Annotated in this window: 12 protein-coding genes and 1 other RNA gene; 4 read left to right on the forward strand and 9 right to left on the reverse strand. The window is 42.7% G+C overall.

The window, feature by feature from the left end; translation table 11 throughout:
• Positions 1-317 precede the first annotated feature (317 nt).
• An RNA gene (gene ffs / locus L1267_RS02165) (signal recognition particle sRNA small type) lies at positions 318-414 on the reverse strand.
• A gap of 138 nt (positions 415-552) precedes the next feature.
• Complete coding sequence (locus L1267_RS02170; protein ID WP_135924031.1) at positions 553-1,416, reverse strand: DUF3014 domain-containing protein; 864 nt, start codon at positions 1,414-1,416, stop codon at positions 553-555.
• Between the two features lie 130 nt (positions 1,417-1,546).
• Between L1267_RS02170 and L1267_RS02175 the strand changes: the two genes are divergently transcribed.
• Positions 1,547-2,692, forward strand: coding sequence for a patatin-like phospholipase family protein (locus tag L1267_RS02175; RefSeq protein WP_135924030.1), 1,146 nt, complete (start codon positions 1,547-1,549; stop codon positions 2,690-2,692).
• On the opposite strand, the gene L1267_RS02180 is transcribed toward L1267_RS02175, so the two are convergent.
• Complete coding sequence (locus L1267_RS02180) at positions 2,693-4,666, reverse strand: monovalent cation:proton antiporter family protein (protein WP_235382015.1); 1,974 nt, start codon at positions 4,664-4,666, stop codon at positions 2,693-2,695. It abuts the gene before it with no gap.
• A 139-nt stretch (positions 4,667-4,805) separates the two neighbouring features.
• Here L1267_RS02180 and L1267_RS02185 point away from each other — a divergent pair, with 139 nt between their 5' ends.
• Positions 4,806-5,702 (forward strand): GGDEF domain-containing protein, encoded by an 897-nt coding sequence (locus tag L1267_RS02185; protein ID WP_135924028.1) that lies wholly within the window; start codon positions 4,806-4,808, stop codon positions 5,700-5,702.
• Positions 5,703-5,727: 25 nt separating this feature from the next.
• Here L1267_RS02185 and L1267_RS02190 read toward each other — a convergent pair whose 3' ends face one another.
• The 6 genes from L1267_RS02190 to lpxB form a co-directional block, all read right to left on the reverse strand.
• Entirely contained in the window at positions 5,728-6,072 is a 345-nt protein-coding gene (locus tag L1267_RS02190; protein ID WP_135924027.1) for a hypothetical protein, read from the reverse strand.
• Complete coding sequence (gene tilS / locus L1267_RS02195; RefSeq protein WP_235382016.1) at positions 6,065-7,375, reverse strand: tRNA lysidine(34) synthetase TilS; 1,311 nt, start codon at positions 7,373-7,375, stop codon at positions 6,065-6,067. The genes L1267_RS02190 and tilS overlap by 8 nt, the downstream gene beginning before the upstream one ends.
• A 91-nt stretch (positions 7,376-7,466) precedes the next feature.
• Positions 7,467-8,423 (reverse strand): acetyl-CoA carboxylase carboxyl transferase subunit alpha, encoded by a 957-nt coding sequence (gene accA, locus L1267_RS02200; RefSeq protein ID WP_135924025.1) that lies wholly within the window; start codon positions 8,421-8,423, stop codon positions 7,467-7,469.
• A 16-nt stretch (positions 8,424-8,439) separates the two neighbouring features.
• A complete protein-coding gene (gene dnaE / locus L1267_RS02205; RefSeq protein ID WP_235382017.1) occupies positions 8,440-11,931 on the reverse strand; it encodes a DNA polymerase III subunit alpha in 3,492 nt (1,163 codons plus the stop codon).
• Positions 11,931-12,536 (reverse strand): ribonuclease HII, encoded by a 606-nt coding sequence (gene rnhB / locus L1267_RS02210; protein WP_199525896.1) that lies wholly within the window; start codon positions 12,534-12,536, stop codon positions 11,931-11,933. The genes dnaE and rnhB overlap by 1 nt, the downstream gene beginning before the upstream one ends.
• Complete coding sequence (lpxB, locus tag L1267_RS02215; protein ID WP_235382018.1) at positions 12,526-13,683, reverse strand: lipid-A-disaccharide synthase; 1,158 nt, start codon at positions 13,681-13,683, stop codon at positions 12,526-12,528. Before lpxB ends, rnhB begins: the two co-directional genes overlap by 11 nt.
• A gap of 422 nt (positions 13,684-14,105) precedes the next feature.
• Here lpxB and L1267_RS02220 point away from each other — a divergent pair, with 422 nt between their 5' ends.
• Together L1267_RS02220 and cydB are read left to right on the forward strand one after the other, a co-directional pair.
• Positions 14,106-15,692, forward strand: coding sequence for a cytochrome ubiquinol oxidase subunit I (locus L1267_RS02220; protein WP_135924021.1), 1,587 nt, complete (start codon positions 14,106-14,108; stop codon positions 15,690-15,692).
• Positions 15,689-16,828, forward strand: a complete 1,140-nt coding sequence (gene cydB / locus L1267_RS02225; RefSeq protein WP_235382019.1) for a cytochrome d ubiquinol oxidase subunit II — start codon at positions 15,689-15,691, stop codon at positions 16,826-16,828. Before L1267_RS02220 ends, cydB begins: the two co-directional genes overlap by 4 nt.
• Positions 16,829-16,832: the final 4 nt, after the last annotated feature.

The following is a 16,832-nucleotide window of genomic DNA, read 5'->3' on the forward strand; positions in this document are numbered from 1 at the left end:
AGAAGAAGAAATTTATAACATCAGTTACTGGAAAAAGCAGGAGTATTGAATTATTGATTGAAAAAGATCAGTTACCTGAATTTAAGTAGGGGCAACTGATCAAAATATATGTGAAAGAGTACTAGGTTCTAGGTTCTAGGTTCTAGGTTCTAGGTTCTAGGTTCTAGGTTCTAAAGTAAATTGTAAGAAAGAAGGCATCATTCATACCAGCTAATAAATCGGTGTAATTTAATAGAAAATTAAAGCGGGTATCGAAAGCGTGTTTAAAAAAGAGATAAGTATGAAGAAAGTCACCCAAAGAAGATTTTGGGTGGCAGTCTTACCAGCCACATCTCGGCACACACGTCACACGCTGTGGCTGCTCCCTTCCGGGCCTGACCAGATTCACCTGCTAGTGTTGCGAGAGGACCAATAAGACTACCATTGAGAGCCTCGTTCGGCGCGGGAGAGATTATCTCTAGTTTTAGCCTGTTATTCAAGGGGTATTCGAAAAAGAAAGTGCGATTGCATGCTTAGTATACAATCGCACAGTAAATAAGTGATTTTCGTTAATTACTTTTCAAGCTCAGCTTTAATGTTGCGCAGAGCTGCTTTTACTTTTTTCATGTTCTCTGGACCCATACGCAGCAATTGTTTTTGCGCATCAGGTAAATTTTCCCACTCAGAATAAGCATATTGATAAGTAACTGAGTTACGTACTAACGGCATTTCACCTTTTGGTTCTGGAGTATCAAGCAGAACGTCAATCGCCTCTTCTAGCGTGCCAGTGAATGCATCACCTTCGTAGCCAATTTCAGCATAAGCTTCGTTAATCAGCGGTTTGTATTCGTCATACATACGTATAACTTGTGCAGCACTTAAACTAGTAAATAGTTTTACGTAAGGGGTGTAACGCTCATAGCTATTTGGATCGATTGTTAAAATATCCCCTTCAATCACTTTAAATGACTCTTTAGGGCGCTCAACAGGCGCATGGCTTAATGCCACTTTACCTTTGGCGATATTATCAACATACACAACACCGCGACGAATAAGGTCATCGGTCACCATTAAGCTCATCACTTGATCGCTTAATAACTCATCCATACGTGCTACAACCACTTCATCGCTTTCATTGAGCGTAGGCAGTGGCTCTACCTCTGGTACTGGCTCTGGGGTTCGCTCTGGAGCCGTTTCAACCACAACTGGCTCTGGTTCTGGCTCTGAGGTTTCAGGTTCAGGCTCAGGGTTTTGATACTCAACCACAGGCACTTCTTCAGTGACAATGTCTTCAACAACTTGCACTGGCTGCTCTTCTGGTTTCAATAAAATAAACGCCGCAACACCGGCGATAATAATTAATATAACAACCGCAAAAATAAGATTATTATTTGATGAACCTGATTTAACTGTAGGCTCTGACGAATGCTCAGACATACACACTCCCTTTAAAAACAAACAAAAAGACGAAAATTAACGTAACTCGCGAGCTAAACTTTGCTTCTTCTAGCTTAAAGACTTACAGTTGATAAATAAAGTAAAGACGCACAACTAGTTAAATGCAAATATGGGTACTAAGTTAAAAAAAACACAGCATTCAAAAGTCGCCTTACTACTTACAGGTGGTGGCGCTCGTGCTGCTTATCAAGTGGGCGTGCTAAAAGCAGTTACTCAAAGCATGCCGCGTACTGCCCCTTTACCGTTTACTATAATTAATGGGACATCAGCAGGCGCAATTAATTCCGCTGCATTAGCATGTTATGCTTCTTGTGCTCATTTAGCGAGCAAAAAACTAGAATGGGTATGGAAGAACTTTTCTACTTCGCAAGTTTATAAAAGCGACTTCATCAGTGTTTTTCTGCATATTCTGCGCAATATGCTAACGAGCTTCCAGTCAGAGCATATAAACCACCCACCAGCGAGCTTATTGAATAACAAGCCGCTTAGAAAACTGCTCAATGAAATACTCGATTTATCACGTATTGAGCGAAATCTGCATAAAAATTATTTAGATGCTGTGTCTATTACTGCTTCTAGTTATACCACGGGTGACTCTGTGGCGTTTTTTCAGTCGCTTACTCAAAAGCCTTGGCGCCGAGCGAAGCGCGAGGGACAAGCAACACGTATAAATGTAGAGCATTTAATGGCATCAAGTGCCATTCCTATGGTTTTTCCAAGTGTGAATGTACATAACCATTATTTTGGTGATGGCTCAATCCACCAGCTATCGCCCTTGAGCCCTTCTGTGCATTTAGGCGCTGAGAAAATTTTTATCATTGGTGTAGACGAACCAAAAGCACCACATCCTCCGGGCTATCAACCACACTACCCAGGACTTTCAAATATTGCGGGTCACTTACTCGACAGTGTATTTACCGATACCTTACAGTCTGATTTAGAGCGTTTACAACGTATCAACCGAACCTTGAGCCTGTTGCCTGCTCGCGACAAACATCAAGAATTAAAGCAAATCGAAACCTGCGTGATTAACCCCTCACAGAACTTTAATGTAATTGCCGCACAGTTTTATGACGATATGCCAATGGCGATTAAAGTGTTATTACGTCTTATCGGGGTAAAAAAACGCTCGCAATCAAGCTTAACCAGCTACTTATTGTTTGAGAAGCGTTACACACAAAAGCTCATCGAGATTGGCTACCAAGATGGCCTTAATAAACTCCCTGAAATTCGTAAATTCTTAGAGCTGGATTAGCTACTCCAAACCATCCAGCAAAAACCGCTCTACTCGCTCTACTCGGCGCGGTTTACCTTGTAGCACTAAAATGTCGCCAGCCAGTAAAATAGTTTGCGATGATGGAGCGTCAATTTCACGGTCTTGCCTACGAAGTGCCCTTACAGATACACGGCGCTGTTCAAGTTTTAATTCGCTGATTTTTTGGTTCACAGCATAAGCTCGCTCGGGTAAAGCAATAACATGCAAATATTCTAGGCGGTCTGAACTTGCTTCTTCTCCATCGAGCTTGTCGCCGGTAAAAAAGCCATTTAAAAATTGGTAACGGTTACTACGTTCTTTACTTACTCTGCGGATAATGCGAGTCATAGGCACTCCCGACATATAAAGAACATGAGAAACTAGCATCAAGCTTGCCTCAAGGGTTTCGGGCACCACTTCTGTCACACCCAGTTCTTTTAGTGTTTCGAGTTCACTATCATCACGCATACGCACAAGAATCTTGACCTTGGGAGCGATTTGCTTGATGGCATCAACCACTATTTGTGTTTGCTCAAAGTCGGTAAAGGTAATGATCACTAGCCTTGCTCGCTCTACCCCAGCTGACTTTAAAATATCTTTTTGATTTACATGACCAAATATAACAGGCTCGCCAGCGGCTTTTGCTTCTTGCAATAAGATTGGATTACTCTCTACTGCTACGTACTCAATTGCCTCGGGCTTTAAAAACCGCGCGATGGTTTGTCCAACCCGTGAAAACCCACAGATCACAACATGGTTATGGTACAACGGACTACTCGCAGCGGGTTGCTGCCAATGTTGCCCTGTTTGACTTAAAAGGCCGAGTTTTTTTATAATTAACGGTGTTTTTTCGATAAGATAAGGCGTGAGTGCCATCGATAGCACCCCTACTGCAATTAAAAACGATGCTTGCTCTGCACTGATTAAAAGGTGCTGCGAAGCAAGGGCAATAAGTACAAAACCAAACTCCCCCATTTGCCAAAGCATGATCCCCGCAGAAACAGCATCTTGCTTACGCTCACCCATTACTTGAGCAGCAATCGATAACACCGCTATTTTAAAGAACAACAAGCCAACCAGTACAGTGATGATCCAATACCAACTACTAAGCACATAAAGTACATCAAGCTGCATACCTACTGTGACAAAGAACAGCCCCATTAAAATATCGCGAAATGGCCGAATATCCGCCTCTAGCTGGTGACGGTAATGACTTTCTCCTAACATCATCCCTGCTAAAAAAGCGCCTAATGCCATTGATAAGCCAAACAAGTATGTAAGCCCAGCTGCGAATAATGCAACCAATAGCGTGGTTAACATAAATAGCTCATCGGTTCTCACTAATGCGATTTCGCTAAATACCTTGGGGAGTATCCACTTACCTATAGCAAAGAGTAAAACACAAACCAATGCGCCTTTAGTGAGTGCAAACGCCAATGCGCCTACAATTTCCTCTGAGCCGCTTTGTGCTAGCAGTGGATAAACAATAAGTAATGGCACAACCGCGATGTCTTGGAATAGCAATACGCCAATGGCAAGTTGGCCTCGTCGTTGGTTAAGCTCTCCAGATTCTTTAAGTAGCTTTACAACCACTGCGGTTGAAGATAGCGCCATTAAGCTGGCAATAGTAAAACTATTTAGTAAGCTGTAATCAAGCAGCAACAAAATCAGCATAAACACAATGCTGGTGACAACCACTTGTAATGAGCCAAGGCCGAAAACGATATTACGCATAGCCCTTAAACGGGGTAACGAAAACTCTAGACCTAAACTAAATAATAAAAACACAATACCTAGCTCAGCCACAAAGTGCATTTCATGGCTTTGCGCCATCCAGCCAATACCGTGACTCCCCGCCAACACCCCAGTTGCCAGGTACGCAAGAATAGGTGGTAAGCCAATTCGTTTGAAGAACCAAACAAATAATACGGCAGCAACTAGCAAGCCAAACACTTGAATCAGCACATTTTGCAAGCAATAAACTCCCTTCTACTTGATGATAAAGCTGTAGCCTTCTTTAACTATAGCAACCATTTGTTTTTCAGCCAGTTTAAAAAAGTGGCACAAATCTCGCTAAGTAGGAGTAACTAAACACTCCGGGGGGAGAATTTTAATGGAAAATGTCCATATTTTGACGCAGCGAGTGTCTGCGCGAGGCGAATTTCTGCCGTTTTCGGCAGAGCATTACCGAATAAATGAAACAAATAATCCACATGACTTAATTGCTAAGCTGCAAACCACACTTTCAATTGAGAATATACTGACGATTTTTGCTAATCATGCAAAACAACTGATTAATTTATCGGGATTACAGTTCCAGTCTTCACTCGGCGTGTCTCAGAGTGCAGGGAGTGATACATCTCAAACGCCTTACTCTTTTGATTTAGATATCGAAAGTGAGCGTTTAGGGCAATTAATTTACTTTAGCCAATTCCCAATGGGTAAAGGCATAGAAGCTAAATTAGAACAGTTACACAGTGCGCTGGTTTATCCACTTCGTAATGCCATTATGTATAACCGCGTATTACGTTTGGCAACGAAAGATGCCCTAACAGGCTTAAATAACCGAAGTCAATTTAATGACAGTTTGGCGCAAAAGCTTGAACGTTGTCGTCGCCAAAACCGACCATTTAGCCTAATGTTGCTTGATTTAGATAATTTCAAACAAGTGAACGATAGTTTCGGTCATAAAATTGGTGATGATGTTTTACAAGAGTTCTCAGAAGTACTATGCAGTAGTGTTAGAGGAACAGACTCAATTTTTCGCTTTGGTGGCGACGAGTTTGCACTATTAATTGACGACCCAGAATTCACAACTAACAAAGTAGTTGCAGAGCGAATTATGCGGCTGGTGAAAAAGTCTAACTTGATGACACAATACCGCGTAACTTCTAGTATTGGTTATACTTTAGCAACTAACCAAGATTGCGAAAATGATGTATTTGCCCGTGCAGATAAAGGTCTGTACAAAGCTAAAGCAGCAGGAAGAAACTGCGCCAGAGCTTTTTAATTAACAGAAAGCCTAGCATCCCCCGCTAGGCTTTTTTAACTTTAAACTTATAGCAAAGTAATACCAGCCAAAAGCCAGCAAAAAAGCCGCTTAACAAGTAGAGCAGTGCAGCCATGGTGGTAAGGGGTGATACCATCACTAAGGCCAATGGCGTAAGTACACCTAAAATAAAGAATATACCACCTTTACCTGACCAATATCCTAGTAGCAATACTGAACACAACAGGCCGCCAGCTAAGGCATAAAGTAGTGTCAGTAAGCTCAAGTCTGTATAAACAAAACCAGCAATAACAGCAACTAACAGTGACAACACCAAACCTAGTGGTGCCTTATTAACTAGTGATAAACCAACATGTGGTTGTTCACTCATAGAATATCTCCCAAAAAATTCCATCTTCAACACTGTGCTCAGCGCTAGTGAAATAGCCCACTACTTGCACGAGTTGATCGTTATAAAAAATAAGTGGTGTTTGCGCACGTAACCAAGGGGCCACTTTGGCATCTTTAAACCAATGTTTTAAGGTGTTTGAGCCGGGTTTTTTTAATGGTTTTATACGTGCTTGCGGCTTATTAAATTCAACGCTTACTTGCTCATTTTTTAAAGGCTTTCTGATGCCCTTCCCCTGCTTAACGATAAGTTTACGGCCATCAGTGAGCTCTATAGGCTGTAAGTTAATATCCATTGCCTGTGGTATTGCCTGCTCAGTCACAAAGTACCAATGTTGCTGATGACGACGAACATCGCCGCTTTGCAAACAAATTTTTAGCTGCGCATCAGCTTGTGCCGTTAAACCTTGTTCAATAATTTGCTGTAGCTGATTTTCTGAAGGTAGTTGATGAGTAAACTGATTTAGCCACGCACGCACAAGATTTGCTTGTCTGGGCTTACTAAACTCCGCAATTGCCGCGCAGCTTAAACCACCCTGTGAATTTTGGCAGTGTGCAAGGTCACTTTGCGTATATTCATCGAGCAGCGATTGCTGTTGTTGTAACAGCCGAATACTGCGCGCTGCACTTTTTTCAAATCCTTGAAAACGCTCCATTAAAATAGGCAAAACTTGATGACGTAAAAAATTGCGGTCAAAGCGCTCATCAATATTTGAGTCATCGGTGATATGGCTAATGGCAAATTTAACGGCAAACTGTTCAATTTGCTCACGTGTGATATTAATCAGCGGTCGAAAACATACTCGCCCAGACGCTAATAACCGCGTTTGTGGCATTGATGCTAAGCCTTGCAGGCCTGAGCCGCGTTTAAGCCGCAACAAGAAGGTTTCGAGCTGGTCATTTAAGTGCTGACCAAGCAGTATTACACTGCCTACCTCGCAGTTTTCGTCAAGAGCTTGGTATCTTGCCTCGCGCGCTTGTGCCTCGAGTGAAGTTCGCGAGCGCTCTTGGATTTCAACGCGCACCGCTTTAAATGCTACACCGAGCTCTTCACATAGTGACTTACAAAATCCTTGCCACTCATCGGCATACTCACTCAAACCATGATTAACATACACAGCTTCAAGCTTAAGCTCTGGGCGCTGCTTTTGAACTTGGTTCATTAAATGTAACAACACAACAGAGTCAACACCGCCTGATAAGGCAACACTAAAGCAGCTGTGTTCAGCGTTCAGCAACGGCTGTAATTGTGCTAAAAAATGGTGATATAAGTCTGATGTTTGCATTAAAAACCAATGAGTATACAAGCGTCTGTGTTATCAGCATTATAAAACAAAAAAAGCCGCAAAAGCGGCTTTTTTCAATTTTAAGCAGTGTTTAGCAATAACCAAACGACATTAAACGCTTGTAACGCTGATCAAGCATTTCATCAAGTGAAAGGCCTTGTAATTCAGCTAGGTCGCGTTTAAGTTGGTTTTTAAGGTTACGTGCCATCGCATCGTAATTACGGTGCGCACCACCTAAAGGCTCTTCAATCACATTGTTGATTAAATCAAGCTCTTTAACGCGTGCTGCGGTTACACCCATTGCTTCTGCAGCTAATGGTGCTTTATCTGCGCTTTTCCATAAGATTGATGCGCAACCTTCTGGCGAGATCACAGAGTAAGTGCTGTATTGCAACATGTTAACGCGGTCACCCACACCAATTGCAAGTGCACCACCTGAACCACCTTCACCAATTACAGTACAGATCGTTGGTACTTTTAACGCAGCCATTACTTTAAGATTGCGTGCGATAGCCTCACTTTGACCACGCTCTTCAGCACCAACACCTGGGTATGCCCCTGGTGTGTCGATAAATGTCATAATTGGCATTTTAAAGCGCTCAGCCATTTCCATTAAGCGTAATGCTTTACGGTAACCTTCTGGCTTTGGCATACCAAAGTTGCGTTTGATTTTTTCAGCCGTGTCACGACCTTTTTGTTGGCCGATAACCATTACAGGTTGACCTTCAAAACGTGCAATACCACCTAATATAGCTGGGTCGTTAGCGAAGGTACGGTCGCCTGCTAGTTCGTCAAACTCCGTGAAAATGCGCTCGATGTAATCACGAGTATAAGGACGCAACGGATGACGGGCTAACTGAGAAACCTGCCAAGCACCTAATTCAGAGAAAATTTTCTCTTTCATTTCAGCACTTTTTTCTTTTAATCGACTGACTTCCTCTTCTAATCCAAGGTCTAATTCGCCAGCGCGGCTTACATTTTGTAATTCTTCAATTTTTGCTTCTAATTCTGCGATTGGAAGCTCAAAATCAAGATAATTGAGGCTCATGCTCTAAACTACCTAATTAATTAAATTCTAGTTCTACATCTTGCGCCGCCATCAATGACAACTTATGAATTAAGTCATCACTAGGCGTAACACACCATTCAGTCCCTAAGGTAATCTCAGCCAACGCATCCGGACGTTGATAGAATACTTTAATAGGACATGTACCAAACTTATAAGGTTCAAGTACTTTTTGTAAATTATCGAAGAAGTTTGCCTCGATCTGCACCATATTCAGCGTCATTTTAATCGCTTTTATACGTTTTTCTCGCGCTTCGGCAATGGTGCATATGTCTCTAGCGGTCATTGTAATGCCACCAGAGAAGTTATCAAAGCTGACCTGTCCGGATATTACCAAGATATTGTTAACTTGCAGCATATCTTGGTACATTTCAAACTGTTCTGGGAATAAGCGTACATCAATACGGGCACTCTTGTCATCTAAAGTTATAAGACCCCAACGATTTCCCTTTTTATTTATCAAGGTTCGGGCATTGATCACAAGGCCAGCCGCTGTTGACTGCACATCACGATTTGTGGGCTGCAAGTCTACTAGCCTTCCCGAGGTGTAATGCTTTAGTTCTTTACGATACTGGTTAATTGGATGGCCAGTTAAGTAAAGCCCTAAGGTCTCTTTTTCACCGTCTAGCCATTGCTTATCAGTTAAGTCTGTCGCTTTGATAAACGCCTGTTCAACTTCGTCTGGTTCAGTAGCCAATAAACCAAACAAATCTGCTTGCCCTAATGACTCTGCTTTATGATGTTGATCTGCCGCTCGCATGGCATCTTTTAAGCTCGCTAATAAGGTCGCACGACCTGGCTGGGTTTTATCTGGACCAAGTTGATCGAGTGCGCCTGCATAGATAAGTTTTTCGACCACGCGTTTGTTTATGCGTTTTAAGTCAACTCTGGCACAAAAATCAAATAAGTCTTTAAACGGGCCGCCTTCACTTCGAGCTTCTAAAATAGCTTCAACCGGTGCTTCACCCACGCCTTTAATGGCACCAATGCCATAAACAATCTCACCTTTTAGATTAACAGTAAACTTGTACTCACCGGCATTTACATCAGGCGGTAACAAGGTCAGTTTCATGTTTTCACATTCATCAACCAAGGTAACAATTTTATCGGTGTTATCCATATCCGCCGACATTACTGCCGCCATAAACTCAGCTGGATAATGGGTCTTCATCCACAGGGTTTGATACGACACCAGTGCATAAGCAGCAGAGTGCGATTTGTTAAAACCATAACCCGCGAATTTCTCTACCAAGTCGAAGATTTTCATTGCAAGTTCGCCGTCAACGCCATTATTTATAGCGCCTTCTTCAAAAGTCGAACGTTGCTTTGCCATCTCTTCAGGCTTTTTCTTACCCATTGCACGACGAAGCATGTCAGCGCCACCAAGGGTATAACCGGCAAGTACCTGCGCAATTTGCATTACTTGTTCTTGATAAAGAATGATACCGTAGGTCGGCTCAAGAATAGGCTTTAGGCTTTCATGTTGCCACTGAACGTCTGGGTAAGATATTTCTTCTCGGCCGTGCTTACGGTCGATAAAGTTATCTACCATGCCTGATTGCAATGGACCTGGGCGGAACAGTGCCACCAGTGCGATCATATCTTCGAAGCAGTCGGGCTTTAGACGACGAATAAGATCTTTCATACCACGAGATTCGAGCTGGAATACCGCGGTGGTTTCGGCGCGTAGCAATAACTCAATACTTGGCTTGTCATCAAGTGGAATGGCGTTAATATCAACCGGCTCTTTACCCTCGCGGGCTAGGCGCTCATTGGTCATATCAAGCGCCCACTGCAAGATGGTAAGCGTTCTTAAACCTAAGAAGTCAAACTTAACTAGGCCCGCCGTCTCAACGTCGTTTTTATCAAATTGAGTAACCGGGAATTTACCTTCATCATCACAATAAAGGGCCGCAAAGTCAGTGATAGTGGTTGGTGATATTACAACACCACCAGCGTGTTTACCGGCGTTACGTGTACACCCTTCGAGGATGCGACACATATCGATAAGCTCTTTTACCTCTTCATCACCGTCGTAGGCTTCTTGTAAACGAGGCTCTACATCAAACGCTTTAGCCAAGGTCATGCCCGGATCGCCCGGTACTAATTTTGAAATACGATCAACAAAGCCGTAAGGGTGACCAAGTACACGGCCTACGTCACGGATAACCGCTTTTGCAGCCATGGTACCAAAGGTGATGATCTGAGATACCGCGTCACGGCCATAAAGCGCCGCTACGTGGTCAATTACCTCATCGCGCCTATCCATACAGAAGTCGACGTCGAAATCGGGCATTGAAATACGCTCAGGGTTCAAGAAACGTTCGAAGAGTAGGTCAAACTCTAGCGGATCAAGATCGGTAATCTTCAGTGCATAAGCAACCAGTGAACCGGCACCCGAACCACGTCCTGGACCTACTGGAATATTGTTATCTTTACTCCACTGAATGAACTCCATTACGATCAAGAAGTAACCCGGGAAACCCATTTGGTTGATTACGTCGAGCTCTATTTTCAGACGCTCATCATACTCACCCCGTTTTTCTTTACGCTCTTGCTCATCAGGGAATAAAAACTGTAAACGCTCTTCAAGACCATCTTCAGAGACTTTAACCAAGAAGTCTTCAATTTTCAGTGAACCGGTTGGGTAATCAGGTAAGAAGTAAGTTCCTAGCTGCACGGTTACATTACAGCGCTTGGCAATTTCTACGGTGTTTTCTAACGCTTCTGGAATATCGCTAAATAGCTCAGCCATTTGCTCCGCTGTTTTTAGATATTGCTGCTCAGAAAAACGTTTTGGTCTGCGTTTATCTTCTAGGGTATATCCGTCATGGATTGCCACTCGGATTTCGTGGGCTTCAAAGTTTTCTGGTTTTAAAAACACCACTTCATTCGTTGCCACCACAGGTAACTGCTCTTTTGCGGCAAGCTCAACAGCCAGATGCAGATAATCTTCTTCTAGGGGGCGTTCAGTACGAATAAGCTCAATATAATAATGATCGCTAAAGTGCTGCTTATAAAAGCTAACCACAGACTCAATAAGGCCAGGGTTGCCTTTTAGTAGGGCTTTGCCTAAGTCGCCATCTTTAGCGCCTGATAATAAAATCAGGCCATTTTTATTCTCTACCAACCATTCGCGATCAACCACAGGGCGATGAAATAAATGCCCGCGCTGGTACGCTTTAGAGATCAATAAGGTAAGGTTTTTATAGCCTTCGTTATCTTTCGCTAAGATGGTAATGCGACTTGGTTCATCCTCAAATTCAGGGCTTCTTAACCAAAAGTCAGCACCAACAATAGGCTTAATCCCAGCGCCATGCGCCGCACCATAAAATCGCACCAAACCACATAAGTTCATCTGGTCAGTGATTGCCAGCGCTGGCATTTGCAACTCTTCAGCTTTAGCTACAATCGGCTTGGTTTTAGCAAGGCCGTCCACCATTGAGAAATCTGAGTGAACACGTAAGTGAACAAATTGCGGCGCAGGCATTACAATTGCTCTCCTTTCAACGCCAAAATGCGCTGAACAGGTTTAAAGCTCTTACGATGCTCTGCAATTGCCCCGTATTGTTCGAGTGCCGCAAAGTGCGCTTTAGTTGGATAGCCTTTATGACCTGCAAAGCCATAGTCAGGATAACGCTTATCAAGCTCAATCATTTCTTCGTCACGGGCAACTTTCGCTAAAATAGATGCCGCAGAAATCTCTTCAACGAGGCTGTCACCTTTTACTACCGCCTGTGCCGGCACAGTTAACTGGCTAGGCACACGATTACCATCAATAAAAACAAACTCAGGCTTTACACTTAAGCCTTCAACCGCACGGCTCATTGCAAGCATAGTGGCATGAAGAATATTTAACTCGTCAATTTCAGTTGGGCTGCAACGGCCAATGGCATAGCACAGAGCTTTTTCTTTTATTTCTATCGCTAATAATTGGCGTTTTTTATCTGTTAACTTTTTAGAATCAGCTAAACCTGCTATTGGCTTATTCGGATCAAGTATTACCGCAGCGGTAACAACATCACCCACTAATGGGCCACGGCCAACTTCATCTACACCCGCTATATAATTAACATTCGGTCGTTCAATTTGCATTTAGTAACTCCGCGACTGCAGCTGCAGCTTGTTCGTTGGCATTTAATCTTATGTCTTTATGAATAGCTAAAAAGCGCGCTCTTAATTCGCTGTTATCCGTATTCAACATAGGTGTTAGCGCAGCTGATAAGTTTTCAACATTACACTCAGTTTGTAAGTATTCTGGAACAAGTTCTTCATCGGCTAATAAATTAGGCAACGAAAAATATTTAATGTTAAAAGTGAATAGTGTTTTAAAAATCCAATAACTCAGTGGCTTAATTTTGTAGCCCACGACCATCGGCTTTTTATACAGCATGCCTTCAAGCGTTGCGGTACCTGAGGCAAGTAAAATGGCATCAGCAGCTTGCATTGCAAGGTTTGATTGACCATCCAATAATTGCAGTTTTAAATCAGGGGCTGTTCTTTCTAAAATCTCACAAAACTGTGCTTTTCGTTTTTCATTGACTAACGGCACTACAATTTTAAGATCAGGATTTTGCGCCTGTAATTTCGCTGCTGTTTGAATATAGGTTTCGCTTAAAAGCCCTACTTCAGAACCCCGGCTACCTGGTAACAAAGCAAGTACTTTATCTGTTTGTGATAAACCAAGCTGGTTACGCGCTTCGGTTTGGTCGTGCTCAAGCGCAATATCATCAGCTAATGTGTGACCCACAAATGTACAAGGTACATTGTGTTTATCGTAAAAAGCTTTTTCAAATGGCAATAGTGCCAGCACTAAATTAGTAGCCGCACTGATTTTATGTATACGTTTTTCGCGCCACGCCCACACTGATGGACTAACATATTGAATCGTTTTGATACCTGCATCTTTTAACGGTTTTTCAACACGTAAATTAAAATCAGGCGCATCAATGCCAATAAATACATCCGGTGGGTTGTCGATAAAATGCTGCACCAATTGTTTGCGTATTTTGAGTAGACGCGGTAATCGGCCAAGCACTTCGACTAAGCCCATCACTGATAATTCGTCCATATCGAATAATGTATTGCAACCAGCCGCTTGCATACGCGGGCCCGCAATCCCCTCAAAAATAGCATCAGGAAAACGGCGTTTAAGTGCTTTTATTAACCCTTCACCTAAAATATCACCTGATAACTCACCTGCCACCAAGGCAATACGTAACGGCTTTGTATGTTCTTTCATTCGTTGATAATTCGCAACTTTTGGCACTAATGTAAATGAGTTTACCGTGTTTTAGCAGTCGGATAAATGTCACAGAGTTAATAAATACTAGAAATCGAAATTACGCTAAAAAGTCGTCGATTCTTTATACACAGTTTACCGCTCAAAGTAGCGGTAGATAATTAGTCAGATTCTTAAAAATAATAAAAATTAACTAAGTAAGCCATAGTAAATGAGCTTTTTATAACGATTAAATATTTGAAAGTGTAGAGCATTATCTCTAACCTGTAGAAAAGATATACAGAGGCTGTCTGTCTTTTTTTCGTACTTTTCTATTGACTAAAATGGATACAAGGTTAGAATTCACAAAGCTTCAATAATTACTGAAACTTTATAACTTATTTTTGTCGTGTCTACCGCACCCGCTAACAAGGAGCTAAACGATGATAGATGAAACATTTGTGGATCTATCGCGATTGCAATTTGCAATCACTGCCCTATTTCACTTCCTATTTGTTCCACTTACCTTAGGTATGACGTGGATTTTGGTGATCATGGAATCCGTTTACGTGATGACTGGTCGCGAAATTTATCGTGATATGACTAAGTTCTGGGGGAAATTGTTTGGTATCAACTTTGCGATTGGTGTGGCCACGGGTCTAACTATGGAGTTTGAGTTTGGTACCAATTGGTCTTATTACTCTCACTATGTGGGCGATATTTTTGGCGCACCACTGGCAATTGAAGGCTTAATGGCTTTCTTTTTAGAATCGACTTTTGTGGGTATGTTCTTTTTAGGCTGGGAGCGTTTGAGTAAACGTCAGCATCTAGGTGCAACCTTCTTAATGGCATTAGGGACTAATTTATCTGCACTATGGATTTTAGTCGCAAATGGTTGGATGCAAAATCCGGTAGGTGCTGAATTCAATTACCAAACCATGCGTATGGAAATGACCAGCTTTGCTGAACTAGTATTTAACCCTGTTGCACAAGTTAAGTTTATTCATACTGTATCAGCTGGTTATGTTGCAGCATCTATGTTTGTACTGGGTATTAGTAGTTGGTACATCTTAAAAGGTCGTGACCTTGCTTTTGCCAAACGCTCATTTTCGGTCGCATCAGGGTTTGGTTTAGCGTCTATTTTGTGTGTGATTTTACTGGGTGATGAATCTGGCTACGAAGTTGGCGAGGTGCAAAAAGTAAAACTCGCAACGATTGAAGCTGAGTGGCACACCGAAGAGGCCCCTGCCGCATTTACGCTGGTAGGTATTCCTGACTCAGAAGAGCAAGTCACTCACGCCGCTGTAAAAATCCCCTACGCACTGGGTATTATTGCTACTCGCTCAATTGACGAGCAAGTAACGGGCATTAAAGACCTTGAAGAGCAGCATGAAAAGCGTATTCGTAATGGCATGATTGCATACGAATACTTAGAAAAGCTTCGCAGCGGTGAAGACACTCCTGAAAACATTGCAAAATTCGATACCTTAAAAGCTGATTTAGGCTATGGTTTGCTACTTAAGCGCTATACGCCTAACGTGGTTGATGCAACAGAAGAGCACATTCAAAAAGCAGTGAAAGATTCAATCCCTCAAGTGGGCCCAATGTTCTGGTCATTTAGGATCATGGTTGGTTGTGGTGTGATCATGCTTGGCGTATTTGTCTTATCGTTTTATTACAACGCACACCGAATTATTGAGCAAAAGCGTTGGTTATTGTGGGCTGCGGTATGGAGTATTCCACTGCCTTGGATTGCTATTGAGTTTGGTTGGATTGTTGCTGAATACGGCCGTCAACCGTGGGCTATTTCGGAAATTTTACCGACCTTCTTGGCAACCTCATCACTGACGGTCAATGACCTATTGATTAGTATTACTGGTTTCTTAGTATTCTACACAGGTCTTGCTGCGGTTGAAGGTTGGCTGATGCTGCGCTTTATAAAACAAGGGCCAAGCTCGCTTCATACTGGTAAATATCACCATGAACTTGTCAAAGCAGATAGTCTTGCAAGCCAAGGAGCTCAATCATGATTTTTGATTACGAAACTCTTAAACTAATTTGGTGGCTGTTAATTGGTGTATTACTGATTGGCTTTGCAGTGACCGATGGTATGGACATGGGTGTGGCTATTTTGCTTCGCCTAGTGGGTAAAACCGATGTTGAACGCCGAACGGTTATTAACACCATTGGTGCTCACTGGGATGGTAACCAAGTTTGGTTCATCACTGCTGGGGGGGCGCTTTTTGCAGCCTGGCCTATGGTCTACGCGGCTGCGTTCTCTGGCTTTTACTTTGCCATGATGCTGGTATTATTTGCGCTATTTTTCAGACCACTTGGCTTTGATTACCGCTCAAAAATAGATTCACCGCGCTGGCGTAATAACTGGGATTGGGGCCTATTTGCAGGTAGTTTTATTCCGGCTCTAGTATTTGGTGTGGCATTTGGTAACTTGCTACAAGGTGTGCCTTATCACATTGATGACCTACTGCGTGTTAGCTACCAAGGCTCATTCTTCGCGCTATTAAATCCATTTGCCATTGTTGCAGGCCTTGTGAGTGTACTTATGCTCGTTGGCCACGCTGGTATGTGGCTACAACTTCGTACTGATGCGGAGGTTGCAAAACGCTCAGCACAATATGGCCGATATGCACTGATGGCGTTTATTGTATTGTTTGCTTTAGCAGGTGTGTGGGTATCTCAACTTGATGGTTATACAATCGTCAGCATGGGCGATACTCAAGGCTATGCCAACCCACTGGCTAAAACAGTCAAGCAGGCACCGGGTGCATGGCTTGATAACTATACAAAAATGCCATTAACCATGCTGTTCCCTGCCCTTGCATTCGTTATGGCGGCATTGGCAATAGTGTTATCTAAATTACAAAAACCAGCGATGGCACTGATCGCTTCAAGCCTAATGCTTGCTGGCGTGATACTCACTGCGGGTATGTCAATGTTCCCGTTTGTTATGCCTTCGAGCAACAACCCTAATATTAGTTTAACCATGTGGGATGCGGTTTCGAGCCATATGACACTTAACGTGATGTTTATTGCTGCGGTTATTTTTGTACCACTTATTCTTATCTACACAACATGGTGTTATGTGAAGATGTGGCGCAAAGTAACCATCAGTGAAATTGAAAACAACACTCACGGTAGCTATTAAGGAG

This window comes from Pseudoalteromonas sp. OFAV1 (genome assembly GCF_021532595.1).
Lineage (GTDB): Bacteria > Pseudomonadota > Gammaproteobacteria > Enterobacterales > Alteromonadaceae > Pseudoalteromonas > Pseudoalteromonas lipolytica_C.